The organism is Mycobacterium sp. B14F4 (assembly GCF_039871645.1).
GTDB lineage: Bacteria > Actinomycetota > Actinomycetes > Mycobacteriales > Mycobacteriaceae > Mycobacterium.
This window is the reverse complement of sequence record NZ_JBDPMF010000002.1, coordinates 282,747-308,743: the sequence shown is the minus strand read 5'-3', so window position 1 is coordinate 308,743 and position 25,997 is coordinate 282,747. Positions and strand designations below refer to the sequence as shown.

23 protein-coding genes are annotated in these 25,997 nt (G+C 69.5%); 15 read left to right on the top strand and 8 right to left on the bottom strand.

Going from position 1 to position 25,997, the window contains the following annotated elements:
- Nucleotides 1-119: 119 nt before the first annotated feature.
- The gene (gene pcrA / locus ABGB19_RS06625; protein ID WP_347685086.1) at nucleotides 120-2,411 is read left to right on the top strand and encodes a DNA helicase PcrA; all 2,292 of its coding nucleotides are present in this window, start codon (nucleotides 120-122) and stop codon (nucleotides 2,409-2,411) included.
- Here the strand turns inward: pcrA and ABGB19_RS06620 are convergent.
- Both ABGB19_RS06620 and ABGB19_RS06615 read right to left on the bottom strand, forming a co-directional pair.
- Entirely contained in the window at nucleotides 2,408-2,947 is a 540-nt protein-coding gene (locus tag ABGB19_RS06620) for a hypothetical protein (RefSeq protein WP_347685645.1), read from the bottom strand. The two genes, pcrA and ABGB19_RS06620, sit on opposite strands and share 4 nt — an antisense overlap.
- Nucleotides 2,948-3,031: 84 nt before the next feature.
- Nucleotides 3,032-4,090, bottom strand: coding sequence for a M23 family metallopeptidase (locus ABGB19_RS06615; RefSeq protein ID WP_347685085.1), 1,059 nt, complete (start codon nucleotides 4,088-4,090; stop codon nucleotides 3,032-3,034).
- Nucleotides 4,091-4,347: 257 nt separating this feature from the next.
- Here ABGB19_RS06615 and sucC point away from each other — a divergent pair, with 257 nt between their 5' ends.
- The 4 genes from sucC to modA all read left to right on the top strand — a co-directional run bounded on the left by sucC (nucleotide 4,348) and on the right by modA (nucleotide 8,791).
- Nucleotides 4,348-5,514 (top strand): ADP-forming succinate--CoA ligase subunit beta, encoded by a 1,167-nt coding sequence (gene sucC, locus ABGB19_RS06610; protein ID WP_347685084.1) that lies wholly within the window; start codon nucleotides 4,348-4,350, stop codon nucleotides 5,512-5,514.
- A gap of 21 nt (nucleotides 5,515-5,535) precedes the next feature.
- On the top strand, nucleotides 5,536-6,438 hold the full coding sequence (sucD, locus tag ABGB19_RS06605; RefSeq protein ID WP_347685083.1) for a succinate--CoA ligase subunit alpha: 903 nt from the start codon (nucleotides 5,536-5,538) through the stop codon (nucleotides 6,436-6,438).
- 89 nt (nucleotides 6,439-6,527) lie between these two features.
- Nucleotides 6,528-8,057 (top strand): acetyl-CoA acetyltransferase, encoded by a 1,530-nt coding sequence (locus tag ABGB19_RS06600; RefSeq protein WP_347685082.1) that lies wholly within the window; start codon nucleotides 6,528-6,530, stop codon nucleotides 8,055-8,057.
- A 20-nt stretch (nucleotides 8,058-8,077) separates the two neighbouring features.
- Nucleotides 8,078-8,791 (top strand): molybdate ABC transporter substrate-binding protein, encoded by a 714-nt coding sequence (gene modA, locus ABGB19_RS06595; RefSeq protein WP_347685644.1) that lies wholly within the window; start codon nucleotides 8,078-8,080, stop codon nucleotides 8,789-8,791.
- Nucleotides 8,792-8,812: 21 nt separating this feature from the next.
- Here modA and ABGB19_RS06590 read toward each other — a convergent pair whose 3' ends face one another.
- Nucleotides 8,813-9,661 carry an LLM class F420-dependent oxidoreductase gene (locus tag ABGB19_RS06590; protein ID WP_347685081.1) on the bottom strand — a complete coding sequence of 283 codons (849 nt, stop codon included), beginning with the start codon at nucleotides 9,659-9,661 and terminating at the stop codon, nucleotides 8,813-8,815.
- 165 nt (nucleotides 9,662-9,826) lie between these two features.
- On the opposite strand from ABGB19_RS06590, the gene ABGB19_RS06585 reads away from it, so the two are divergent.
- From ABGB19_RS06585 to ABGB19_RS06540, 10 genes are all read left to right on the top strand, one after another.
- Nucleotides 9,827-10,675 (top strand): DUF5336 domain-containing protein, encoded by an 849-nt coding sequence (locus tag ABGB19_RS06585; protein ID WP_347685080.1) that lies wholly within the window; start codon nucleotides 9,827-9,829, stop codon nucleotides 10,673-10,675.
- Nucleotides 10,676-10,749: 74 nt separating this feature from the next.
- Nucleotides 10,750-12,072 (top strand): DUF6350 family protein, encoded by a 1,323-nt coding sequence (locus ABGB19_RS06580; RefSeq protein WP_347685079.1) that lies wholly within the window; start codon nucleotides 10,750-10,752, stop codon nucleotides 12,070-12,072.
- Between the two features lie 10 nt (nucleotides 12,073-12,082).
- Nucleotides 12,083-12,712 (top strand): phosphoribosylglycinamide formyltransferase, encoded by a 630-nt coding sequence (gene purN / locus ABGB19_RS06575; protein ID WP_347685078.1) that lies wholly within the window; start codon nucleotides 12,083-12,085, stop codon nucleotides 12,710-12,712.
- Entirely contained in the window at nucleotides 12,709-14,277 is a 1,569-nt protein-coding gene (gene purH, locus ABGB19_RS06570) for a bifunctional phosphoribosylaminoimidazolecarboxamide formyltransferase/IMP cyclohydrolase (protein ID WP_347685077.1), read from the top strand. The genes purN and purH overlap by 4 nt, the downstream gene beginning before the upstream one ends.
- Before the next feature lie 103 nt (nucleotides 14,278-14,380).
- A complete protein-coding gene (locus ABGB19_RS06565) occupies nucleotides 14,381-15,307 on the top strand; it encodes a DUF559 domain-containing protein (RefSeq protein WP_347685076.1) in 927 nt (308 codons plus the stop codon).
- Nucleotides 15,308-15,430: 123 nt separating this feature from the next.
- Entirely contained in the window at nucleotides 15,431-16,813 is a 1,383-nt protein-coding gene (locus ABGB19_RS06560; protein ID WP_347685075.1) for a sigma 54-interacting transcriptional regulator, read from the top strand.
- Nucleotides 16,806-18,782 (top strand): VWA domain-containing protein, encoded by a 1,977-nt coding sequence (locus ABGB19_RS06555; RefSeq protein ID WP_347685074.1) that lies wholly within the window; start codon nucleotides 16,806-16,808, stop codon nucleotides 18,780-18,782. The genes ABGB19_RS06560 and ABGB19_RS06555 overlap by 8 nt, the downstream gene beginning before the upstream one ends.
- Before the next feature lie 52 nt (nucleotides 18,783-18,834).
- On the top strand, nucleotides 18,835-19,557 hold the full coding sequence (locus ABGB19_RS06550; protein WP_347685073.1) for an ArsR family transcriptional regulator: 723 nt from the start codon (nucleotides 18,835-18,837) through the stop codon (nucleotides 19,555-19,557).
- A 21-nt stretch (nucleotides 19,558-19,578) separates the two neighbouring features.
- Nucleotides 19,579-19,986: a VOC family protein gene (locus ABGB19_RS06545; protein ID WP_347685072.1), complete on the top strand. Its 408-nt coding sequence runs from the start codon at nucleotides 19,579-19,581 to the stop codon at nucleotides 19,984-19,986.
- A 10-nt stretch (nucleotides 19,987-19,996) separates the two neighbouring features.
- Entirely contained in the window at nucleotides 19,997-20,671 is a 675-nt protein-coding gene (locus ABGB19_RS06540; protein ID WP_347685071.1) for a TVP38/TMEM64 family protein, read from the top strand.
- Here the strand turns inward: ABGB19_RS06540 and ABGB19_RS06535 are convergent.
- From ABGB19_RS06535 to ABGB19_RS06515, 5 genes are all read right to left on the bottom strand, one after another.
- On the bottom strand, nucleotides 20,668-21,249 hold the full coding sequence (locus ABGB19_RS06535) for a DUF1707 domain-containing protein (RefSeq protein WP_347685070.1): 582 nt from the start codon (nucleotides 21,247-21,249) through the stop codon (nucleotides 20,668-20,670). The genes ABGB19_RS06540 and ABGB19_RS06535 overlap by 4 nt on opposite strands.
- 87 nt (nucleotides 21,250-21,336) lie before the next feature.
- A complete protein-coding gene (locus ABGB19_RS06530) occupies nucleotides 21,337-22,104 on the bottom strand; it encodes an NAD(P)H-binding protein (protein WP_347685069.1) in 768 nt (255 codons plus the stop codon).
- Nucleotides 22,104-22,871 carry an enoyl-CoA hydratase family protein gene (locus tag ABGB19_RS06525; protein WP_347685068.1) on the bottom strand — a complete coding sequence of 256 codons (768 nt, stop codon included), beginning with the start codon at nucleotides 22,869-22,871 and terminating at the stop codon, nucleotides 22,104-22,106. Before ABGB19_RS06525 ends, ABGB19_RS06530 begins: the two co-directional genes overlap by 1 nt.
- Nucleotides 22,871-24,037, bottom strand: a complete 1,167-nt coding sequence (locus ABGB19_RS06520; RefSeq protein ID WP_347685067.1) for an acyl-CoA dehydrogenase — start codon at nucleotides 24,035-24,037, stop codon at nucleotides 22,871-22,873. The genes ABGB19_RS06525 and ABGB19_RS06520 overlap by 1 nt, the downstream gene beginning before the upstream one ends.
- A complete protein-coding gene (locus tag ABGB19_RS06515; protein WP_347685066.1) occupies nucleotides 24,034-25,983 on the bottom strand; it encodes a biotin carboxylase N-terminal domain-containing protein in 1,950 nt (649 codons plus the stop codon). Before ABGB19_RS06515 ends, ABGB19_RS06520 begins: the two co-directional genes overlap by 4 nt.
- Between the last annotated feature and the right edge of the window lie 14 nt (nucleotides 25,984-25,997).

Below are 25,997 nucleotides of genomic sequence, written 5' to 3'. Positions count from 1 at the left end.
GCACCGCTGGCCGGTACCCGTAAAAAAATCGTCCTTGCTGCATGAGCACGAGATGAGTGTGCCACCAACGGCCGCGTCCGCGCAAAGTGTCCCTGTCCAGCGGTAAGTTCGATGACGATATGTCGATCGCCACCGAATCAGACCACTTGCTCGACGGCCTCAACCCGCAGCAGCGCGAGGCAGTGCTCCATGAAGGCTCCCCGCTGCTCATCGTCGCCGGGGCCGGGTCCGGAAAGACGGCGGTGCTCACCCGCCGCATCGCCTACCTGCTCGCCGAGCGTGAGGTCGGCGTCGGTCAGGTGCTGGCGATCACGTTCACCAACAAGGCCGCCGCCGAGATGCGCGAGCGCGTCGTGGCCCTGGTCGGCCCGCGTGCCCGCAACATGTGGGTGTCGACGTTCCACTCCACCTGCGTGCGGATCCTGCGCAACCAGGCCTCGCTGCTGCCGGGCCTGAACTCGAACTTCTCGATCTACGACGCCGACGACTCGCGCCGCCTGCTGCTGATGATCGGCAAGGACATGGGCCTGGACACCAAGCGGTACTCGCCGCGGCTGCTGTCCAACGGCATCTCCAACCACAAGAACGAGTTGATCGGGCCGGAGCAGGCCGCCGCCGAGGCGTCGGAGGCCGGCGAGGAACTGCCCGGCATCATCGCCGAGGTCTACGCCGAGTACCAGCGCCGGCTGCGCGCGGCCAACGCGTTGGACTTCGACGACCTGATCGGCGAGACAGTCGCTGTGCTGCAGGCGTTTCCGCAGATCGCCCAGTACTACCGGCGCCGGTTTCGGCACATCCTGGTCGACGAGTACCAGGACACCAACCACGCCCAGTACGTCCTGGTGCGCGAGTTGGTGGGGACCGAGACGGTCGAGGGGCTGACGCCGGCCGAACTGTGCGTGGTGGGCGACGCCGACCAGTCGATCTACGCGTTCCGCGGTGCGACGATCCGCAACATCGAGGACTTCGAGCGCGACTTCCCCAACGCCACGACGATCCTGCTGGAACAGAACTACCGCTCGACGCAGAACATCCTCAACGCCGCGAACTCGGTGATCTCGCGCAACACCGGCCGTCGGGAGAAGCGGCTGTGGACCGATGAGGGCGACGGTGAGTTGATCGTCGGCTACGTCGCCGACAACGAGCACGACGAGGCGCGGTTCGTCGCGCAGGAGATCGACGCTCTCGCGGATCAGGGCGGGTACTCGTACAACGACTTCGCGGTGTTCTACCGCACCAACAACTCGTCGCGCGCCCTGGAAGAGGTGTTCATCCGCGCCGGCATCCCCTACAAGGTCGTCGGCGGCGTCCGCTTCTACGAGCGCCGCGAGATCCGCGACATCGTCGCCTACCTGCGGGTGCTGGACAACCCCGGCGATTCCGTGAGCATGCGGCGCATCCTCAACACGCCGCGGCGCGGCATCGGCGACCGGGCTGAGGCGTGCGTGGCGGTGTACGCCGAGAACACCGGGTGCAGCTTCAACGACGCCCTGCAGGCCGCCGCCGAGGGCAAGGTACCGATGCTCAACACCCGCTCGGAGAAGTGCATCGCGGGCTTCGTCGAGATGCTCGACGCGCTGCGCGGGCGCCTCGACGATGAGCTGGGGGAGCTGGTCGAGGCGGTGCTCGATCGCACCGGATACCGCACCGAACTCGAGTCGTCGTCCGATCCGCAGGACCTGGCGCGGCTGGACAACCTCAACGAATTGGTCAGCGTCGCACACGAATTCAGTACCGACCTGGCCAACGCCGAGGCGCTCGACGAGCCGCAGGACGAGGACATCCCGGACACCGGCGTGCTGGCCAAGTTCCTGGAGCGGGTGTCGCTGGTGGCCGACGCCGACGAGCTGCCCGAGCACGGCGCCGGTGTGGTCACGATGATGACGCTGCACACCGCCAAGGGCCTGGAGTTCCCGGTCGTCTTCGTCACCGGCTGGGAGGACGGCATGTTCCCGCACATGCGGGCGCTGGGCGATCCAACCGAGTTGTCCGAGGAGCGGCGGCTGGCTTACGTCGGCATCACCCGCGCACGGCAACGGCTCTACGTCAGCCGCGCCAAGGTCCGCTCGTCGTGGGGCCAGCCGATGCTCAACCCCGAGTCACGGTTCCTCAAGGAGATCCCGCAGCACCTCGTCGAGTGGCGGCGCACCGATCCGACACCGTCGTTCAGCGCGCCGGTGAGCGGTGCGGGCCGGTTCGGCTCGCCGCGCCCGTCGCCGACGCGGTCGGGAGCGGGCAAACGGCCGCTGCTGGTGCTCGAACCCGGCGACCGGGTCACCCACGACAAGTACGGCCTGGGCCGCGTGGAGGAGGTCTCCGGCGTCGGCGAGTCGGCGATGTCGCTGATCGACTTCGGCAGCTCGGGGCGCGTCAAGCTGATGCACAACCACGCACCGATCACCAAGCTCTAACCGGACCGCTCCCAGCGGCCCGTGGCCGGCAGCACCGCGAGCACTATGCCGGCCAGCGGCAGCAGCGGGATCGCGTACACGATCGCGGGCAGCTTCGCGCCCGCAACGAACAGGCTCGAGAAGATCAGCAGGGCCACAACGGATCCCACCACCACGAGCAGCCTGCTGACCCAGCGGCGCAGCAGCAGGCCGATGAGCCCGGCGATGAGGGCGGCGGCCGAGATGGCGGTCAGGAAGCCCACCGCCACGCAGAACAGGCGATCGGTGCGCCACCATCCGGTGATCAGGTCGGTGGCGATCACGGCCGTCGTCCAGCCGGTCAGGATGGCCAACACCGCCGTCGCGATCGCGGAGCGCGGGCTGGGCGGGGCTGCCACGACGACAGGTCGCGCGCGGGGGATGTAGCCGGTCTGTCCCTCCGACGGCGCCAGCTCCGTCTCGGGCTGGCCCATCAGCTCCGTCGCGTCCGGGTGGCCGACCATCTGGGTGGCGTCGTCGGCGATGGGAATGGCGCCGGTGGGGTGGCGCCGGATGATGCTGGTCTGCGGTTCGGACGGCGTGGATCGCGTCGAATCGAGGGCGTCCCCCGTGGGCTCCTGGTCGCTGGCCACTCAGCCAGACTAATTGCCCGGCGACAGCCCGCGTTTGGCGAGCCAGCCGGTGGGGTCGACCCGGTCGGTGCCGTTGAGGTGTACCTCGAAGTGCAGATGCGGGCCCGTCGAGTTGCCGGTGTTGCCCATCTTGGCGATCTGGTCGCCGGCCCACACCCGCTGGCCGACGTCGACCAGGATCGAGCTGCAGTGGCCGTATAGCGTCACCGTGCCGTCGGCGTGGCGCAGCTTGACCATGTTGCCGTAGCCGGCGTACGGGCCCGCCGAGATGACCACGCCGTCGGAGGCGGCCAGGATCGGCGTGCCGATCGAGTTCGCGATGTCGATCCCGGCGTGCAGCGCACCCCAGCGGTAGCCGAAGCCGGACGTCCACACGCCCTTGGTCGGCATGACGAACATCGGGCGCTGCAGCCGTGCCTCGCGCTCGGCGCGTTCCTGGGCGAACGCGGCGGCCTTCTGGATCTCCTCGGTGTGCACCGCGGTGCTGGCGGCCGGCGTGACCGCGACGACCTGCATGCCGTCCACCGACCCGCTGATCGGCGCGCCGCCGAGCGCGGTCTGGTCGGCGGCCAGCACGGTGGCCGACGACGACTCGTCCGTGGCGTTGGCCATCGAGTACGCGCCCGCAGCCGTCGCGCCGACGGCCATCGCGGCGACCATCAGCCGGCCCTTGACGGGCACTTCCTGCTTTCGGTGCGCCCCTCCACGCCGCGAGCCGATGTTGATGACGTCGGTGGCGGCCATGCCGTCGCTGGTGTCGGTGTTGCTTTCGCGGTAGGCGTGCGAGCGACGGAGCTGGCGAGGACCGGCCTGGAACTCGGTGGGTACCGCCAGTCGCAGCGGCACGAGGTCGTCGGTGTCGTGCAGGTCGTCGAGTTCGGGAGCGTGGATGACCTGAGCTTCGCGGTCGAAGGCGCTGTTCTCGCGGAAGTCGATGTCAGCCAGGTCGCCGAACTCGTTGAACGGGATGATGTCGGTGACTTCGGCGGGGGATTCGGTTACGCGACCGATGATTTGCCGATTCGTCGATGCGCCGCGGGGCGACCTGGACGAACGGTGGGAAGCCAACCTTGGGAATCCTTCTAGTCGTGACCGAAACGTGATCTAGACCAGAGGCACGTTAACCAAATCCCAATGTTGGCTGCAACCCGTAGACGTATTCCGCCGGAGATTGTGACTTCTATCACTAGCGGCCGGCGGTGAGATCTACCACATGGGCGGTGGGCGGTGTCAACGATTTCTGTGCGTGTGGATAAAGTTCCCCCGAGCCACAGGCCCAAAACCCTCGCAGACAACGCGCTAGAGACAGGGATGTTTCAAAGCCCATGGATTTATTCGAGTACCAGGCGAAAGAACTGTTCGCCAAGCACAACGTCCCGACCACACCCGGTCGAGTAACCACCACCGCCGAGGACGCCAAGGCGATCGCCGAGGAGATCGGCAAGCCGGTCATGGTCAAGGCACAGGTGAAGACCGGCGGCCGCGGCAAGGCCGGCGGCGTGAAGTACGCGGCCACCGCCGACGACGCGTTCACCCACGCGCAGAACATCCTCGGCCTCGACATCAAGGGCCACATCGTCAAGAAGCTGCTGGTGTCCGAGGCCAGCGACATCGCCGAGGAGTACTACATCTCGTTCCTGCTCGACCGCGCCAACCGCACGTATCTGGCGATGTGCTCGGTCGAGGGCGGCATGGAGATCGAAGAGGTCGCCGCGACCAAGCCGGACCGGCTCGCCAAGGTGCCCGTCGACGCCACCAAGGGCGTCGACGAGGCGTTCGCCCGCGAGATCGCCGAGAAGGGCCACCTGCCCGAGGAGGTGCTCGACGCCGCCGCGGTGACCATCGCCAAGCTGTGGGAGGTGTTCGTCGGCGAGGACGCCACGCTGGTCGAGGTCAACCCGCTGGTGCGTACCCCCGACGACCAGATCCTCGCGCTGGACGGCAAGGTCACGCTCGACGGCAACGCCGACTTCCGCCATCCCGAGCACGCCGAGTTCGAGGACCGCGACGCCACCGACCCGCTGGAGCTCAAGGCCAAGGAGCACGACCTCAACTACGTCAAGCTCGACGGTTCGGTCGGCATCATCGGCAACGGCGCGGGCCTGGTGATGTCGACGCTGGACGTGGTCGCCTACGCCGGCGAGAAGCACGGCGGCGTGAAGCCCGCCAACTTCCTCGACATCGGTGGTGGCGCGTCCGCCGAGGTGATGGCCGCCGGCCTCGACGTGATCCTGCACGACAGCCAGGTCAAGAGCGTGTTCGTCAACGTGTTCGGCGGCATCACCGCCTGCGACGCGGTCGCCAACGGCATCGTCAACGCGCTGAAGATCCTCGGCGACGAGGCCAACAAGCCGCTCGTCGTGCGACTGGACGGCAACAACGTCGAGGAGGGCAGGCGGATCCTGGCCGAAGCGAACCACCCGCTGGTGACCGAGGTGGGCACGATGGACGAAGCCGCGGACAAAGCCGCCGAACTGGCCGCAGGCGCCTGAGACTCAAAGGAAACCTGACCCATGTCCATATTTCTGAACAAAGATTCCAAGGTCATCGTCCAGGGCATCACCGGCGGTGAGGGGACCAAACACACGGCGCTCATGCTCAAGGCAGGCACCCAGCTGGTCGGCGGCGTCAACGCGCGCAAGGCCGGCACGACGGTGTCGCACGTCGACAAAGACGGCCAGAGCGTCGAGCTGCCGGTGTTCGGCAGCGTCGCCGAGGCGATGAAGGAGACCGGCGCGGACGTGTCGGTGGTGTTCGTGCCCCCGAAGTTCGCCAAGGACGCGATCATCGAGGCCATCGACGCCGAGATCCCGCTGCTGGTCGTCATCACCGAGGGAATTCCGGTGCAGGACACCGCATATGCGTGGGCCTACAACATCGAGAAGGGGCACAAGACCCGCATCATCGGCCCCAACTGCCCGGGCATCATCACGCCGGGCGAGGCGCTGGCCGGCATCACCCCGGCCAACATCAGCGGCCCCGGACCGGTCGGCCTGGTGTCGAAGTCGGGCACGCTGACCTACCAGATGATGTTCGAGCTGCGGGACTTCGGTTTCTCCACCTCCATCGGCATCGGCGGTGACCCGGTCATCGGCACCACGCACATCGATGCGATCGAGGCGTTCGAGAAGGACCCCGACACCAAGGTCATCGTGATGATCGGCGAGATCGGCGGCGACGCCGAGGAGCGTGCCGCCGACTACATCAAGGCCAACGTGTCCAAGCCGGTCGTCGGCTACGTCGCGGGCTTCACCGCCCCGGAAGGCAAGACGATGGGCCACGCCGGCGCGATCGTGTCGGGCTCGTCGGGCACCGCGCAGGCCAAGAAGGAGGCGCTCGAAGCCGCGGGCGTCAAGGTCGGCAAGACGCCGTCGGAGACCGCGCGCCTGGCCCGCGAGATCCTGCAGAGCCTGTAGCCCACTTTTCCCGCGAGCAGACGCAGATGTCCCCACACGGTCGGCGTGTCGGGGACATTTGTGTCTGCTCGGCATAGAAAGGGCCAGTAATGGGTGTCGATCCCCGGACCCCGGTCATCGTCGGTGTCGGCCAGTTCACCGAACGCATCGACGACGCCGACTACCGCGGCATGTCGGCGGTGGATCTTGCGACGGAGGCGGTTCGCGCGGCACTTGCCGACACCGGGGCCGACGCCGACGCGGTCGCCACGGCCATCGACACCGTTTACGGGCTGCGTCAGTTCGAGATCTCCGGCCCGATGCCCGCGACGCTGGGCAAGTCAAACAACTACCCGCGCTCGGTGATGCGGCGGGTGGGTGGCGACCCGGCCCGTGTCGTGCTGGAACCGGTCGGCGGTCAGGGCCCGCAGAAACTGGTCACCGAGGCCGGCAACGGCATCGCGACGGGCGAGTGCGACGTGGCGATGATCATCGGCTCCGAACCGGGGTCGACGGCGCGCTACTTCGCCAACCGTGACCCCAAGCCCGATTTCACCGAGCATGTCGACGGCCAGCTCGAGGACCGCGGGCACCAGATCCATCAGTACTTCACCGAGTACACCGCCAATCACGGGCTCACCGGCGCGGCCGTCCAGTACGGCCTGCTCGACAACGCCCGTCGCGCCCGGCTCGGTTCGGGTGTCGCCGAGTACCGCCGGGCGATGGCAGAGCTGTTCGCGCCGATGTCGAAAGTCGCTGCGAAGAACCCGTTCTCGTCGTCACCGGTCGAGCGCTCCGTCGACGAGATCGTCACTGTCACCGACGACAACCGGATGATCTGTGACCCGTATCCGAGGTTGCTGGTCGCTCGCGACCAGGTCAACCAGGGTGCCGCGGTGGTGCTCATGTCGGTCGAGGCAGCACGCAGACTCGGTGTGCCCGAGGACAAGTGGGTGTACCTGCACGGGCACTGCGACATGACCGAACAGGGCCTGCTGGACCGCGCGGATCTGGGTGCGAGCCCCGCGGCGGTGCATGCCGCGCGAGAAGCACTGCGCGTGGCGCAGATCGGCGTCGACGACGTCGCGACTTTCGACCTCTACAGCTGCTTTCCGTTCCCGGTCTTCGTCGTCTGCGAGGCGTTGGGCATCGCCGGCGACGACCCGCGTGGCCTGACCGTGACCGGCGGACTGCCGTACTTCGGCGGACCGGGCAACAGCTACTCGCTGCACGCCGTCGCCGAGACGGTCGTCAAGATGCGTGAGGAGACAGGGCAATTCGGGTTCGTCGGCGCCAACGGCGGAACGATGAGCAAGTACTCGGTCGGTATCTACTCGACGCGGCCCGCCGAGTGGCGCACGGACCGCGGGGTCGAGTTGAACGCCGAGGTCGCCGCGCTGCCGAAGGTGCCGGTCACCGAGTGGCCCGAGGGCCGCGGAACCATCGAGACCTACTCGGTGCGCTACGACTGGCCGGCGCGCACCGGCGTCATCATCGGCCGGTCCGACGCGGACAACTCGCGGTTCATGGCCATCTCCGAGAATGAGGACCTCGTCGCGCTGATGTCCGACGGCGATCCGCTCGGCGCGGCGATCACCGTGCGCCGCGACGGGAAGGTCAACCGCGCGAGCCTGGCGTGAGGCGGGCGCTCGCCGCGGCGCTGCTCTTGGTCCTGGCCGGGTGCGGTCCCGAACCGGCGCACGACACCATCGTCGTGTTCGCGGCGGCGTCGCTGAAGGGCACGTTCACCGAACTCGGTGTCCAGTTCGAGAAGGACGATCCCGGCGCCGCGGTGGAGTTCTCGTTCGCCGGGTCCGCCGATCTGGTGACCCAGTTGACGCAGGGCGCGCGGGCCGACGTGTTCGCCTCGGCCGACACCACGAACATGGACAAGGCCGCGCAGGCCGGACTGCTGGCCGGCGCTCCCGTCGCGTTCGCGTCCAATACCCTGACCATCGCGGTCGCACCTGGAAACCCGAAGAGCATCACTGACTTTCGGGACCTGACCCGACCGGGTCTCAGCGTCGTGCTGTGCGCACCGCAGGTTCCGTGCGGGGCGGCGACGCAGCGAGTGGAGCAGGCCGCTGGTGTGGACGTGACGCCGGTCAGCGAGGAATCGTCGGTCACCGACGTCCTCAACAAGGTCAGCAGCGGGCAGGCTGACGCCGGCGTCGTCTACGTCACCGATGCCAGGGGAGCGGGCGACAAGGTCACCGCCGTGCCGTTCGCAGAAGCCGCCGATGCGGTCAACACGTATCCGGTAGCCGTGCTCGAGCAGTCCGAAAACCCAGGCGCCGCAAGACGATTCGTCGACCTGGTGACCGGCGAGACGGGGCAGCGGGTGCTGGGCGAGGCGGGCTTCGGCCGACCCTAGACGACGGCGGCGAGCCGTCGATCAGACCAAAGCGGCCAGCTTGCCCGCGAGCCGCTCCACATAGGCCGAAACCTCGTCGGCAGACTTGTCGGGCAGCCCGAACAGCACCTCGGTGACACCGAGATCCGCCCAGCGAGACAGCTTTTCGGGGTCCGGCTTTAAATCCAGCGCGACGATCTGCGGGGCGCCGTCGCGACCGGCGCCGGCCCAGGTGTCCTGCAGCAGCTTGACCGGGGCGTCGATGTCGAAGTCGCGCGGCGTGGTGATCCAGCCGTCAGCGGACCGCGCGATCCACTTGAAGTTCTTCTCGGTGCCCGCGGCGCCGACGAGCACCGGGATGTGCGCCTGCACCGGCTTCGGCCACGCCCAGCTCGGGCCGAAGTTGACGAACTCGCCCTCGTAGGAGGCTTCATCTTCGGTCCACAGCGAACGCATGGCCTCGAGGTACTCGCGCAGCATGGTGCGCCGCCGCCCCGGCGGCACGCTGTGGTCGGCCAGCTCGTCGGTGTTCCAGCCGAACCCGACGCCCAGGCTGACCCGGCCGCCGGAGAGGTGGTCCAGCGTCGCGATCGACTTGGCCAGCGTGATGGGGTCGTGTTCGACCGGCAGCGCGACGGCCGTCGACAGCCGCACCCGCGACGTCACCGCGGCCGCCGTGCCCAGGCTGACCCACGGGTCCAGGGTGCGCATGTAGCGGTCGTCGGGCAGCGACTCGTCGCCGGTCGTCGGGTGGGCGGCCTGGCGCTTGATCGGGATGTGCGTGTGCTCGGGCACGTAGAACGTGGTGAAGCCGTGATCGTCGGCCAGCTTGGCGGCGGCCGCGGGCGTGATGCCGCGATCGCTCGTGAACAGTACGAGCCCGTAATCCATGCCTGGAATTAGAACGTGTTCTAGTCAGAAGGGCAAGCGGCGTTGCTGGCCCTGGTATGCGAAATCGCGGAGTCGGAGCGGGATTCGCGGGCGGGCCCGTGCCGGTCTCGGCGCGATCGACCGTGCGCTAGCGTGGTTCTATCCCGCCGAAGCACAGGAGAGGTCATGACCTACCCGCCCGGTAGCCCCGGATACCCGCCCGCACAGCAGCCGTCCAATCAGTTCTCCGCGCCCACTCAGCAGTTCGGCAAGGTCGCCGAGCCCGGACCGTCTTCCGCCGACGGCGCGAGCAAGCTGCCGGTGTACCTGGCGGCCGCGGTGGCCGTGCTGGGCCTGGCCGTGTACCTCTCGAGCTTCGCGCCGCTGTTCACCATCTCGGCGTCCGACTTCCCCGGCCTGGGCAGCATCAGCGGCAGCTCGTTCGGACTGGTTCTCGCGGTCGGCGCATCGCTTCTGGCGGGCCTGTTCGCGGGAGCCAGCCTGCTGCCGAGGCAGAGAATCACCACGGCGGTGATCGCGGTGCTGGCGGTCGCCGCCTTCCTGTTGGTGGTCGCCGAGATCCTCAACAAGCCCAGCGGCGCGACCATCGACTGGGGCCTCTACCTGATCATCGCGCTCACCCTGTTCCAGGCGATCGCCGCGGTGGCGGTGATGCTGTTCGACTCGGGCGTCATCACCCCGCCCGTCCCGCGGCCGAAGTACGAGCAGTCCTACGGTCAGTACGGCGCGCCCGGCCCCTACTACGGCCAGCCGGGCCAGCATCACGGCGGTCCGCAGCAGGGCCAGCCGCAGCGCCCGGGATACCCGTCCACCTATCCCGGCGGGTACCAGCCGGGGCCGTCGACCGGCGGTTACCAGCCGGGCCAGCAGCAGTCCGGTCAGCCGCAGGCCGGCCCGCCGACCCCGCCGACCGGGTTCCCCACCTACGGCCAGCCGCCGTCGAGCACGGCGCCGACGACTCAGGTTCCGGCGCAGGGCTCGTCTTCCTCGCAGTCAGGCCCGACGCCTTCCTGAGCCGAGGCCAGTAGTCTGAGCCGCGCGTGCGTCACCGTCGCACGCGTGAGTTTGCGCGAGGAGCGGTCCAACCAGTGGAACCACGGCCAGTCGGCACCCGCCAGGCGCGCGAACTGCTTCGGGTCGCGTTCGGGCCGTCAGTGGTGGCGTTGGTCGTCATCGCGGCCGTGGTGCTGCTTCAGCTGCTGATCGCCAACAGCGACATGACCGGCGCGCTGGGCGCGGTCGCGAGCATGTGGCTGGGCGTGCATCTGGTGCCGGTGTCCATCGGCGGGGCCGAGCTCGGCGTGATGCCCCTGCTGCCCGTGCTCGCGATGGTGTGGGGCACCGCCCGCACGACGGCCGCGGCGACCTCACCGCAGGGCTCGTGGTTCGTCATCCGCTGGGTGGTCGCGTCGGCGCTCGGGGGCCCGCTGCTGATCGCGGCGATAGCGCTGGCCGTCGTCCACGACGCCGCGTCGGTCCTCACCGAACTGCAGACACCCAACGCCTCGCGCGCCTTCGGCAGCGTGCTGGCCGTGCACGCGGCCGGCGCTGCGGTGGGCGTCGGGTCACGGGTCGGCAGCCGGGTGCTGGCCGCGACCTCGCTGCCCGCGTGGCTGCCCGACGCGATCCGCGCCGCCGCGGCCGGCGTGCTGGCGCTGGCCGGGCTGTCCGGTGTGGTGATGGCAGGCTCGATGGTCGTGCACTGGTCGACGATGCACGACCTGTTCTCGATCACCGACTCGATGTTCGGCCAGCTCAGCCTGATGGTGCTGTCGGTGCTCTACCTCCCCAACGTCGTGGTCGGCACCGCCGCCGTTGCCGTCGGGTCGAGCGCCCACATCGGGCTGGCCACGTTCAGCTCGTTCACGGTCTTCGGCGGCGACATCCCGGCGCTGCCGGTGCTGGCGGCGGTGCCGTCGCCGCCGCTGGGCCCGGTGTGGGTGGCGCTGCTGATCGTCGCGGCGGCCTCGGGTGTGGCGGTGGGCCAGCAGTGTGCGCGACGGCCGCTCCCGCTGCCCGCCGCGCTGGGCAAGCTGGCGGTCGCGGCGGCGCTGGCGGCGCTGACGATGGTGGTGCTCGGCTACGCGGGGGGCGGTCGGCTGGGCAACTTCGGTGACGTCGGAGTGGACCAAGCCACCTTCGGCCCGGCGGTCTTCCTGTGGTTCGCCGGCATCGGCGGGCTCACGGTCGCGATGTCCGGAGGCATCGCGCGCAAGCCGCGGGCGCCGAAGCCCGTCGTCGAACCGCAACCCGACGTGGCGCCCGCCGACGTGGAACCCGAGCCCGTCGTGGCCGCCGTCGATGCCGACCCCGTCGTCGAGAGCGGACCGGACCCGGCCCCCGACCCGCTCGACGACCCCGAGGACCACTTCGTCGCGGACGACGACGGCCCTGCGGGCGCCACCCGTTAGGCTGCCAGGCGTGCAGCAACCCCTCCGTGTGCCCCCGAAGGTGCCTGCACGGGTGGTGGTGCTGGCCTCCGGCGCGGGTTCGCTGCTGCGCTCGCTGCTCGACGCCACCGGAAGTGAGTACCCCGCGTCGATCGTCGCGGTGGGGGTGGATCGCGACTGCCCGGCCGTCGACATCGCCGCGGCCGCGTCGGTGCCGTCCTACACGGTACGGTTGCGCGAGCACCCCGACCGCGAGGCGTGGGACGCCGCGATGACCGAGGCCACCGCAGCACATCAGCCTGACCTCATCGTCTCCGCTGGCTTCATGAAAATCCTTGGACCGCATTTTCTTTCGCGGTTCATGGGCCGGATCATCAACACCCATCCGGCGTTGCTGCCGGCCTTCCCGGGCGCACATGCGGTGCCCGATGCGCTCGCCTACGGCGTCAAGGTGACGGGTTGCAGCGTGCATCTGGTCGACGCCGGGACGGACACCGGGCCGCTGCTGGCCCAGGAGGCCGTGCCGGTGTTCGACGACGACGACGAGGCCACCCTGCACGAGCGCATCAAGGTCGTCGAACGGCGGCTGCTGGTAGATGTATTGGCCGCGGTGGCGCTTCGCGGCGTGACCTGGACGGGACGAAAGGCAACCATAGGATGACTGGCAAACGGCCGATCCGGCGTGCGCTGATCAGCGTGTACGACAAGACCGGGCTCATCCCGCTGGCGCGTGGCCTGCACGAGGCAGGCGTCGACATCGTGTCGACCGGATCGACGGCGAGAACCATTGCCGATCAAGGCATTCCGGTGACGCCGGTGGAGTTCGTGACCGGTTTCCCGGAGATTCTCGACGGCCGGGTGAAGACCCTGCACCCGCACATCCACGCCGGGTTGCTCGCCGACACCCGCCTGCCCGCCCACATGCAGGCCCTGCAGAAGCTCGAGATCGCCCCGTTCGAACTCGTCGTGGTGAACCTCTACCCCTTCACCGAGACCGTCGACTCCGGAGCGAGCATCGACGAGTGCGTCGAGCAGATCGACATCGGTGGCCCGTCGATGGTGCGCGCCGCCGCCAAGAACCACCCCAGCGTCGCGGTGGTGGTCGACCCGCTTGGTTACGACGGTGTGCTGGCCGCGGTGCGCGCGGGCGGCTTCACGCTCGACGAGCGGAAGAAGCTGGCGGCGCTGGCATTCCGGCACACCGCGGAGTACGACGTCGCGGTGGCGTCGTGGATGGGCTCCGTGCTGACGCCGGAGCAGGACGCCGCCTCGGCGCCGTTGCCGGCGTGGCTCGGTGCCACCTGGCGGCGCGACTCGGTGCTGCGCTACGGCGAGAACCCGCACCAGCAGGCGGCGCTGTACCGCAACGACGCCGCGTGGCCCGGCCTGGCACAGGCCGAGCAGCTGCACGGAAAAGAGATGTCCTACAACAACTACACCGACGCCGACGCGGCGTGGCGGGCCGCGTTCGACCACAGCGAGATCTGCGTGGCGATCATCAAGCACGCCAACCCGTGCGGCATCGCGATCTCCTCGGTGTCGGTGGCCGACGCGCATCGCAAGGCGCACGAGTGCGATCCGCTGTCGGCATTCGGCGGCGTGATCGCGGCCAACACCACGGTGAGTGTCGAGATGGCCGAAACCGTCGCCGACATCTTCACCGAGGTGATCATCGCACCGGCCTACGAGCCGGGCGCGGTGGAAGTGCTGGCGCGCAAGAAGAACATCCGCGTGCTGGTGGCCTCCGAACCGCAGCCGGGTGGCACCGAGTTCCGCCAGATCAGCGGCGGGTTGCTACTTCAGCAGCGCGACGAGTTCACCGCTGCGGGCGACGATCCCGTCGCCTGGACGCTGGCCACCGGGGAACCGGCCGACCCGGCGACCCTGTCGGATCTGAAGTTCGCGTGGAAGGCCTGCCGGGCGGTGAAGTCGAACGCGATCGTCGTCGCCGCCGACGGCGCGACCGTCGGCGTCGGCATGGGTCAGGTCAACCGCGTCGATGCGGCGCGGCTGGCCGTGCAGCGCGCCGGCGACCGGGTGCGCGGAGCGGTCGCGGCCTCAGACGCGTTCTTCCCATTCCCGGACGGGCTGGAGGCGCTGACCGAGGCGGGCGTGAAGGCGATCGTGCACCCCGGCGGCTCGGTGCGCGACGAGCAGGTCACCGAAGCCGCCGCCAAGGCGGGCATCACCTTGTACCTGACCGGAGCGCGGCACTTCGCGCACTAGCGTTCTGGCGCGAGCGTGGACTTGAGGCACGCTATCCACAGATCGGCGTGACTCAAGTCCACACTCGCCGATTCATGTCGGACGACGGTGTCAGCGTCGGCGCATGGGGGAGCTCGACCGGCCGTTCATCGGCACTGAAGCGCGGGCGGCCGGCCGCGTGAGCAAGCGGGCGCTGCGCCGCGATTACGACATGCTCTACCGCAACGTGTATGCGCCGAAGGACTTCGAGATGACGGCGGCGGCGAGGGCCGTCGCGGCGTGGCTGTGGTCGGGGCGCGCCGCCACGGTGGCGGGGCTTTCAGCGGCGGCGTTGCACGGTTCGCGTTGGGTCGACGCCGACGCCCCCGCCGAGTTGATCCGCGCGGAGGCGGTGACGGCTGACGGCATCGTCGTGCACCGCGCAACGCTCGCCGACGACGAGGTGTGCCGCGTCAAGGGAATCTCGACGAGCACTCCGGCGCGTACGGCGTTCGACCTCGGCAGGCGGGGGCAGGTGGTGCGGGCCGTGGTCCACGTCGACGCGCTCGCGCGCGCCACCGATCTCAAGCCCGCCGACATCGAGGCTGTCGCTCATCGACACCGCGGCGCCCGCGGGTCCGTTCAGCTGCGGGCTGTGCTGCGCCTCATGGACGGTGGTGCCGAGTCGCCCCAGGAATCGCGGACACGATTGCTCCTTGTTGCGGCAGGCTTTCCGCCGCCGACGACCCAGCTCGTGGTGTGCGACCGCTTTGGTCGATTCATCGCACGGCTCGACATGGGCTGGCCGCAATGGAAGGTCGCGGTGGAATACGACGGTCCCCAACATTGGACCGATCCCGCCCAGCGGGCGCGTGACATCGACCGGCTCGCGGAGTTGGCAGCAGAGGGGTGGATCATCGTCCGAGTGAGCCGTGACCTGCTGCGCTACCGGCCCGCGGTGGTTCTGGCTCGAGTTCTGGATGCGATGCGGACGGCGGGCCGGCCCGACAATGGCAACGTCCGGCTCGACGCGCGCGTCGCGCAGCTCAACGCCCGGCGAGTGTGGACTTGAGGCACGCGAATCAGCCGCAGGCGTGCCAGAAGTCCACACTCGCGGGCATGTCGGGATTGTGACGTCATGTTCGCGCAGAGGGTAACCGCTGCCGCGGTTCGACGGCAGTCGTAGCGTGGAGTGGTGACTGCACCTCAAGATCTGCCTCGGACCGTCGGCGAGCTGAGAGCCTCCGGTCATCGCGAGCGGGGCGTCAAGGAAGAGATCCGGGAGAACCTGCTCGCCGCGCTGGCCGAGGGCCGCGATGCTTGGCCCGGCATTCTGGGCTTCGAGGACACCGTCATCCCGCAGCTCGAGCGCGCGCTGATCGCGGGCCACGACGTGGTGTTGCTCGGCGAGCGCGGGCAGGGCAAGACGCGACTGCTGCGCGCGCTGACCGGCCTGCTCGACGAGTGGACGCCGGTCATCGCCGGCTCCGAGCTGGGCGAGCACCCGTACAGCCCGATCACCCCCGAGTCGATCCGCCGCGCCGCCGACAGTGGCGACGACCTCCCCGTGGCGTGGCGGCACCGCAGCGAGCGCTACACCGAGAAGCTCGCCACCCCGGACACCAGCGTGGCCGACCTCGTCGGCGACATCGACCCGATCAAGGTGGCCGAGGGGCGCAGCCTCGGCGACCCGGAGACCATCGCCTACGGCCTGATCCCGCGGGCGCATCGCGGCATCGTCGCGGTCAACGAGCTGCCCGACCTCGCCGAGCGCATCCAGGTGTCGATGCTCAACGTGATGGAGGAGCGCGACATCCAGGTCCGGGGCTACACGCTGCGGCTGCCGCTCGACGTGCTCGTCGTCGCCAGCGCCAACCCCGAGGACTACACCAACCGCGGCCGCATCATCACCCCGCTCAAGGACCGGTTCGGCGCCGAGATCCGCACGCACTACCCGCTCGAGCTCGAGGCCGAGGTCGGCGTTATCAAACAGGAGTCGCACCTGGCCGCCGAGGTGCCCGGCTACCTGCTGCATGTGCTCGCGCGGTTCGCCCGATACCTGCGCGAGTCGCGTTCGATCGACCAGCGCTCCGGCGTCTCGGCGCGCTTCGCGATCGCCGCCGCCGAGACCGCCGCCGCCGCCGCGCGGCACCGCTCGGCGGTCCTCGGCGAACAGGATCCGGTGGCGCGCGTCGTCGACCTGTCGAGCGTGGTCGACGTGCTGCGCGGCAAGCTCGAATTCGAGTCCGGCGAGGAGGGCCGCGAACAGGCGGTGCTCGAGCACCTGCTGCGGCGGGCCACCGCCGACACCGCGCAACGGCTACTCGGCGGCATCGACGTCGGACCGCTCGTGGTGGCGATCGAGAACGGTTCGGCGGTCACCACCGGCGAGCGGGTGTCGGCGCGCGACGTGCTGACCGCCGTGCCGGAGGTGCCCGCGATCGCCGAGATCCAGAGGCGGCTCGGCGCGACGAGTGACGGCCAGCGCGCGGCGGCCGTCGAGCTGGCGCTCGAGGCGCTGTATCTGGCCAAGCGCATCGACAAGGTGTCCGGCGAAGGCGAAACCGTCTATGGCTAAACGGTTGTCGCGGTACTCGCGGTACACCGGTGGGCCCGACCCGCTGGCGCCGCCGATCGACCTGCGTGAGGCCCTGGAGCAGATCGGCCAGGACGTGATGGAGGGCAGCTCGCCGCGGCGTGCGTTGTCCGAGATGCTGCGCCGCGGCACCGAGAACATGCGCGGTGCCGACCGGCTCGCCGCCGAGGCCAACCGCCGTCGTCGGGAACTGCTGGCTCGCAACAACCTCGACGGCACGTTGGCCGAGATCAAGGAGCTGCTCGACGAGGCGGTGCTGGCCGAGCGCAAGGAACTCGCCCGCGCGCTCGACGACGACGCCCGGTTCAACGAGATGCGCATCGAGTCGCTGCCGCCGTCACCCGCCAAGGCCGTGCAGGAGCTCTCGGACTACGACTGGCGATCGCCGGAGGCCCGCGAAAAGTACGAGCAGATCAAGGATCTGCTCGGCCGCGAGATGCTCGACCAGCGGTTCGCGGGGATGAAGCAGGCGTTGGAGAACGCCACCGACGAGGACCGCCAGCGCGTCAACGAGATGCTCGACGACCTCAACGACCTGCTCGACAAGCACGCAAAAGGACAGGATTCCCCGGAAGATTTTCAAAACTTCATGAACAAGCACGGCGAGTTCTTCCCGGAGAACCCGCGCAACATCGACGAGCTGCTCGACTCGCTGGCCCAACGTGCGGCCGCGGCGCAGCGGTTCCGCAACAGCCTGTCGGCGGACCAGCGCGCGGAGCTCGATGCGTTGGCGCAGCAGGCGTTCGGCTCGCCGTCGCTGATGAACGCGCTCAACCGGCTCGACGCCCACCTGCAGTCCGCGCGACCGGGCGAGGATTGGTCGGGCTCGTCGCGCTTCTCCGGCGACAACCCGCTCGGCATGGGCGAGGGCACCCAGGCGATGGCCGACATCGCCGAACTCGAAGAGCTCGCCGAAGCGCTGTCACAGAGCTACGCCGGCGCGACGATGGAGGACGTCGACCTCGAGATGCTGGCCCGCCAACTCGGTGACGACGCCGCCGTCGACGCGCGCACACTCGCGGAGCTGGAACGCGCGCTGATGGACCAGGGCTTCCTCGATCGCGGCTCCGACGGGCAGTGGCGGCTCTCCCCGAAGGCGATGCGTCAGCTCGGCCAGACCGCGCTACGTGATGTGGCACAACAGCTTTCGGGGCGACGCGGTGAGCGCGACACCCGCCGCGCCGGTGCGGCCGGTGAGCTGACCGGTGCGACGCGACCGTGGGCGTTCGGCGACACCGAACCGTGGAACGTGACGCGCACGCTGACCAACGCGGTGCTGCGCCGCGCGGGCACTGGGGTGGCGGACATGCCGGTGCGGATCACCGTCGAGGACGTCGAGGTCTCCGAGACCGAGACGCGCACCCAGGCGGCGGTGGCGCTGCTGGTGGACACGTCGTTCTCGATGGTGATGGAGAACCGGTGGCTGCCGATGAAACGCACCGCGCTGGCGCTCAACCATCTCGTCAGCACGCGGTTCCGCTCGGATGCGCTGCAGATCATCGCGTTCGGCCGCTACGCGCGCACCGTGACCGCCGCCGAGCTCACCGGGCTCGAAGGGGTCTACGAGCAGGGCACCAACCTGCACCACGCATTGGCGTTGGCGGCGCGGCACCTGCGTCGGCACCCCAACGCCCAGCCGGTGGTTCTGGTCGTCACCGATGGCGAGCCGACCGCACACCTGGAGGGAGACGCGAACGACGACCGCGGTTCTGCTGTCTTTTTTGACTACCCGCCGCACCCGCGGACCATTGCCCACACGGTCAAGGGATTCGACGAGGTCGCCGCACTCGACGCGCAGGTGACGATCTTCCGGCTGGGCAACGACCCCGGGCTGGCGCGGTTCATCGACCAGGTCGCCCGCCGCGTCGAGGGCCGGGTCGTGGTGCCCGATCTCGACGGGTTGGGCGCCGCGGTGGTCGGCGACTACCTGCGGTCCCGGCGCAGGCGGTAATTCCATCAAATAGGATTGATGCATCAACTCTGTTTGATGTATTGTTCGGGTCATGGTCGACGGCCCGACGGTTCCCCTGGTCATGCGGATGGCCGCGCACCCGCTGCGCTGGGCGCTGATGACCGAACTGGCGTCCAGCGACCGCCGCGTGCGCGAATTGGTCGCGGCCGTCGACGAGCCGCAGAACCTGGTGTCCTACCACCTGGGGCTGTTGCGCAAGGCCGGGCTGGTGACGATGCGTCGCAGCAGCTTCGACGGCCGCGACACCTACTACCATCTCGATCTTGCTCGCTGTGCGACCGCGTTCGGCGAGGCTGCCACCGCCCTGCACCCGGCGTTGATGCCGACGGGCCGCGGGTGGCCGAGCGGCCGCTCGGTGCTGTTCCTGTGCACGGGTAACAGTGCGCGTTCCCCGATTGCGGAGGCGCTGCTGCGCGACCGCAGCGGTGGCCGGGTCGATGTCGCCAGCGCGGGCAGTCATCCCAAACCGGAGTTGCATCCGAACGCGCTGCGGGTCTTGCGTGAGGACTACGGCATCGACCTCAAGCCCTGGCGGCCGCAGCCTCTGGACGCCGTGGCCGGGCGGCGCTTCGATCACGTGATCACGTTGTGCGACAAGATCCGCGAGGTCCCTCGCGACCACGGATCGGCCGCCACGACCCATTGGAGCCTGTCGGATCCGTCCGCCGCCGGACCCGACGACCGCGCGACGTATCCGGAGTTCCGAAGCGTCGCAAGAGAACTCGATACCCGTATCGGGTTCCTGCCGCTCTAACAACGAAAAGGAGAACTGGCTATGACGACAACTGCGCCGACCGAACTCGCCCGCGTTCGCTACCTCGTCGACGATGTGCGGGCCGCCGTCGACTTCTACACCACCCACCTGGGCTTCACCGTGGATTTCGACGCCGCACCCGCATTCGCGGCCGTGGTACGCGGCCGGTTGCAGCTGCTGCTGGCCGGGCCGACGAGCTCCGCGGGGCGTCCGATGCCCGACGGCGTGACCCCGGAGCCCGGCGGCTGGAATCGCATCCAACTCGTCGTCGACGACATCGCCGCCGAAGTTGCGCGGCTCGGGGACGCCGGTGTCACGTTCCGCAACGACATCCTCAGCGGCCCTGGCGGACAACAGGTCCTGTTGTCCGACCCGGCAGGCAACTTCGTCGAACTGTTCCAGCCCGCCCCCCGCCCCGCGGCGCGCTGACCGCACCACCATGAGGCAGAGATTGATCGGCACCGCCGTGTTCCTCGCGGTGGTCGTGGCGGTCGCGCTGGTGGTCCCCACTCCGGAGGTCGAGCAGATCCGTGCCTGGGCCCAGACCACGGGTCTGTGGTTGCCGATTGTGTTCTTCGTCGCCCATGCGCTGGCCACCGTCGTCTTGCCGCGGGTTCCGTTCACGCTCAGCGCGGGGCTCTTGTTCGGCCCGGCCATGGGCATCGCCGTCGCCGTCTCCGCCACCGCGGTGAGCGCGGCGCTGGCCTTCGGTCTCGCCCGCATGATCGGACGCGACGCGGTCGCCGCGCGGCTCACCCACCCGGCGCTGGCCGCTGTGGAACGTCGTCTTGCCCACCGCGGCTGGCTCGCCGTCGGGTCGCTGCGGCTGATCTCGCCGCTTCCGTTCTCGCTCGTGAGCTTCGGCTCCGGGCTCTCGGCGGTGAGGCTGTTGCCCTACCTGATAGCCACGGTCGTCGGGGTGCTGCCCGGCACGGTCGCCCTGGTCGTTCTCGGCGGGGCGCTGACCGGCGGGACTGATCCCACGCTGCTCGTGGTGTCGTCGCTGGCGATCGTGGTCGGCGTCGTCGGCCTCGTCGTCGACGTCAAGACCGGCGTTCCGGAACGGCGCCCGCAGGCGATGAGCGCTTGCGCGAAGAGCGGACGGCTGCGCTAGCCCGCCTTGCGCTTCTTGCGCTTGACGCCGACGCTGCCCCACAGCGCGAACCCGCGGATGCACACACACGGCGCACCGGGCGAACCCTCGCCCTGCACACTGTGGTCGAAGGTGCCCATCACCCCGACGCCACGCAGGTCGACGTTGACCTCCGGTGGCACCAGGATGGTCTGCCCGCCGAAGATCGAGTACGAGTGGATCTCCACCTCCGGTGAGGTGAAGTCGGCGTACCGCAAATCGAGGACGCCTCCGCCGAACAGCGCGAACGTCGTCATCCGCCTCGGCACGTTCCACCGGCCGCGGCGCTCGAAGCCGCTCATGATCGCCAGCAGCAGCGTCGACGGAGCGGGATGACACGGGCCACCGCCCCTGCCGCGGGTGACCGCGCCCAACAGATCGGCCGACAGCCGGTCGAGTTCGTCGTAGGTCTGGGCGGCATATGCCCTGGTCAGACGGTCCTCGTACTCAGTGAGCTGCAGACGCCCCTGGGCGGCGGCATCAGTGAGCAACTGCGCCACCTGAATCCGATCGGTGTCAGCAGCACGCATCGAACCGTTTCGCGACGCTGGAGTGCTCATCGTTTACGAGCCTACGGCGAACCGTGGCACATGCAAGTACGTTGGCCAAACTGTGGCCTGACCGATCACGGCGAAGCATGTAGACCGTCAAACTTTATCTGCGGCCGAGAGGAATTCGGCAAAGCCGACGGCGCCGAATGCGCAATCCGCGGTGAGGTTGGACCCGGAGCGGAACGCCGCGGCGATGCGGCCCGGCACCGGCACGTCGACCACCCTGCGACGGCTGCCGCGGGCGGTGAGAAACATGCGCGCCAACTCGGCGTGCGAATGCACCGCGGGGCCGCCGATGTCGGGCACCCTGCCGCCCGGCTCGGCGTCGACGAGGGCGATCAGCCGTGTGGCGACGTCGGCGGTGTCGATCGGCTGGAACCGCACGCCGCGCAGCGTCCACAGCACCGGCGAGTACCGCTGCGCGGTGAAGCTGGTGAGGATCAAATCGTGGAACTGGGTGGCGCGCTGCACGGTGTGCCCGACACCCGAGTCGTGCAACAGCTGCTCGACGCGCAACTTGGTCCGGTAGTAGGGCAGCGGGATCCGGTCGATGCCGACGATCGACACGTGCACGATGTGGCCGACGCCGGCGCGGCGCGCGGCCGTCACGAGGTTGCCCATCGCGGTGACGTCCTTGTCGCCGGTGGGCTGTGTGGCGCAGTTGACGACGACGTCCACGCCGTCGACGGCCGCATCGACGCCGGTGCCGGCGAGCAGGTCGCCGCGATGCCAGCGCACCCCCGAGTCGTCCGAGCGGTCCCGCCGGCTCAGCGCACGCACCCGGTGCCCGGCGGCCAGGGCGGCGGGCAGCACCCGGGAGCCGAGCGTGCCGGTCGCCCCGGTGAGAAGAACCTCGCGCGGCATCAGCCCACCCAGCGGGGCCGGCGCTTCTCGAGGAAGGCGAGCATGCCTTCGCGCGCCTCCTCGGAGACGAACAGCTCGGCCGACTGCTTGGTCAGCGCCTCGGCGTGACGGTCGAACGCCTCGAGGATCGACGTCGTGGTCAGCGCCTTGGAGGCCGCCAGGCCCTGCGGTGAGGCCTTGGCGATCGCTGCGGCCAGCGTCGCGATCTCGGCCTCGACGTCGTCGGAGGCGATGCTGATCAGCCCGATCTCGGCCGCCTGCGCCGCGCCGAACTTCTCGCCGGTGACGAAGTACCGGCCCGCCGCGCGGGCGGTCATCTTCGGCAGCAGCGTCAGCGAGATGATCGACGGCGCCACCCCGATGCGCGCCTCGGTGAGCGCAAAGGTGCTCGCCCGCCCGGCCACCACGATGTCGCACGCGCCGACCAGGCCGAGTCCGCCGGCGCGGACATGCCCGTCGACGGCGCCGATCACCGGGATCGGCAACTCGAGGATGCGCCGCAGCAGCCGGGTCATCTCGCGGGCCCGGTCGACGGCCAGTTCGCCCGGGTCGCGGCCGGCCGCCTCACCGAGATCGGCCCCGGCGCAGAATGTTCCGCCGGTGTGATCGAGCACGACGGCCCGCACGCCGCGCTCGGCCACCGCGTCGGTGAAGCCCTGGTGCAGTTGGTCCACCAACGCGGTCGACAGCGCGTTGCGGTTGTGCGGCGAGTCGAGCGTGAGGCGGGCGACCGGCCCGTCGACCGCGTACCGGACCAGTGTGCTCATCAGTACGACCTGGGCAGGCCGAGCGAGGTCTGGGCGACGAAGTTGAGGATCATCTCCCGGCTGACCGGCGCGATGCGGGCCAGCTTCGAGGCGACCACCGCGGCGGCGATGCCGTACTCCTTGGTCAGCCCGTTGCCGCCGAGCGACTGCACGGCCTGGTCGACCGCGCGCACCGACGCCTCACCGGCGGCGTACTTGGCCATGTTGGCGGCCTCGGCGGCGCCGACGTCGTCTCCCATGTCGTAGAGCGACGCCGCCTTCTGCATCATCAGCTTGGCCAACTCGATCTCGATGTGGTTCTGCGCCAACGGATGTGACAGCCCCTGGTGCGCACCGATCGGCGTCTTCCACACCTGCCGCGTCTTGACGTAGTCGACGGCCTTGTTGATCGCGAACCGGCCCATGCCGACGGCGCTCGCCGCACCCATGATCCGTTCGGGGTTCAGGCCCGCGAACAACTGCGCGATCGCGGCGTCCTCGGAGCCGACCAGTGCGTCGGCGGGCAACCGCACTTCGTCGAGGAACACCTGGAACTGGTTCTCCGGGCTGACCAGTTCCATCTCGATCTTCGTCCAGCTCAGACCCCTGGTGTCGGTCGGCACGATGAACAGCGCCGGCTTGAGGTTGCCCGTCTTATGGTCTTCGGTGCGTCCGACGACGAGCACGGCCTGCGCCTGGTCGACACCGGAGATGTAGACCTTCTGACCGGACAGGATCCAGTCGCTGCCGTCGCGGCGTGCGGTGGTGGTGATGCGGTGGCTGTTGGACCCCGCATCGGGTTCGGTGATCGCGAACGCCATCGTGATCGAGCCGTCGGCGATGCCCGGCAGCCAGTGCTTCTTCTGGTCCTCGGTGCCGAACTTGGCGATGATCGTGCCGTTGATGGCGGGGGAGACCACCATCAGCAGCAGCGGGCAGCCGGCGGCCGACATCTCCTCCATCACCAGCGACAGCTCGTACATGCCCGCGCCGCCGCCGCCGAACTCCTCGGGCAGGTTCACCCCGATGAAGCCGAGTTTGCCTGCCTCGCTCCACAACTCGTCGGTGTGCTGCCCGGCGCGGGCCTTCTCCAGGTAGTAGTCCTGGCCGTACTCGGCCGACATCGCGGCCACGGCCTTGCGCAGCGCCTGCTGCTCTTCGGTCTCGACGAAACTGCACGCGGTCATTCGCGGGCTCCTTCTGTGCTTTCCACTCGGGCGAGTATGGCGCCGGCGTCGACCTGCTGGCCGGTCTCGACGTTCAGTTCGGTGAGCACGCCGTCGCTGGGCGCGGTCACGGTGTGCTCCATCTTCATCGCCTCCAGCCACACCAGCGGTTGGCCGGCGGCGACGGTGTCGCCCACCGCCGCGGCGATGCGCAGGACCGAACCGGGCATCGGCGCGAGCAGCGAGCCGTGAGCGACCGCGGCGCTCGGGTCGCCGAAGCGCGGCAGCGCGGTGAGCTGCACCGGGCCCAGCGGCGAGTCGACGAACACGGTGTCGGCGTAGCGCGCGACGTCGAACGGCCGGTCCACACCATCGACAGCCAGCACCACCTGCGTCGGCGTGGCGGTTACCAGCGAGACGTCGTCCTGACCGGGCAGGTCCAGGCCGGCGCGGGTGAACCGGTAGCGCACCTCGTGCTCGGTGCCCGCTCCGTCGGCGTAGCACTTGGTCTGGTAGCCCGAGGCCAGGTTGCGCCAGCCGCTGGGCGCGGCCGCGAAGACCGTTGCGCTGGAACGGTTCTGGCTCGCATCGGCCAGGGCCGCGGCCACCGCGGACAGGGCGACCGCGCGGTCATCGGTCAGCGGTGCGGCCAACTCGGTCAGACCGTGGGTGTCGAAGAACGCGGTGTCGGTGGCGCCGTCGAGGAAGGCGGGATGGCGCAGCACGTTGACCAACAGGTCGCGGTTGGTGCGGACCCCGTGGATGCGGGTGCGGGCCAGCGCGTCGGCGAGGACGAGCGCGGCCCGGCGGCGGTCGGGCGCGAAGGAGATCACCTTGGCCAGCATGGGGTCGTAGAAGATCGACACAACCGAGCCGGCGACGACGCCGGAGTCGACGCGAACATTCGGCGGAACGTCGAACCGGTGCACGGTGCCGGCCTGCGGCTGCCAGCCCTTGGCCGGATCCTCGGCGTAGATGCGCGCCTCGATCGAGTAGCCCCGCGACGGCGGCGCTTCGGGGTCGAGGCGGCCACCGTCGGCGACCAGCAGTTGCAGTTCGACGAGATCCAGCCCGGTGGTCTCCTCGGTGACGGGGTGCTCGACCTGCAGCCGCGTGTTCATCTCGAGGAAGAAGAAGGAGCCGGCGTCTGGCCCATCAGGTGAAGCCATGAACTCGACGGTCCCCGCACCCGTGTAGTCGATCGCGGTGGCGGCCAACCGTGCGGCGTCGAACAGCTTGGCGCGCATGCCCGCCGTCCGTTCGACGAGCGGAGACGGGGCTTCCTCGATGATCTTCTGGTGGCGCCGCTGGATCGAGCACTCGCGTTCGCCGACCGCCCAGACGGTGCCGTGCTGGTCGGCGAGCACCTGCACCTCGACATGATGGCCGGTCGCCAGGTAGCGCTCGCAGAACACCGTCGGATCGCCGAAGGCCGACTGTGCCTCGCGGCGGGCCGCCTCGACCTGGCCGGGGAGATCGGCGAGGTCGCGCACCACGCGCATGCCGCGGCCGCCGCCGCCCGCGGACGCCTTGATCAGCACCGGCAGCTGGTCCTCGGTGACGGCGTCGGGGTCGAGTTCGTCGAGCACCGGCACACCCGCGGCGGCCATCATCTTCTTGGCCTCGATCTTCGAGCCCATCGCGGCCACCGCCGCGACCGGCGGCCCCACCCACGTCAGCCCGGCGTCGATCACCGCGCCCGCGAATTCGGCGTTCTCCGAGAGGAACCCGTAGCCGGGATGGATCGCGTCGGCACCCGACGCCTTCGCCGCGGCGATCAGCTGGCCGGCGTCGAGATATCCGTTGCGGCCCTGCAGGCGCACCCGCGCGTCGGCCTCGCCGACGTGGGGCGAGCGCTCATCGGGGTCGGTGTAGACCGCGACGGTGCCGATGCCCAGCCGCCGACACGTCGCGAACACGCGGCGGGCGATCTCACCGCGGTTGGCCACCAGAACTCGCGTGATCATGTCCCTCTCCCGCG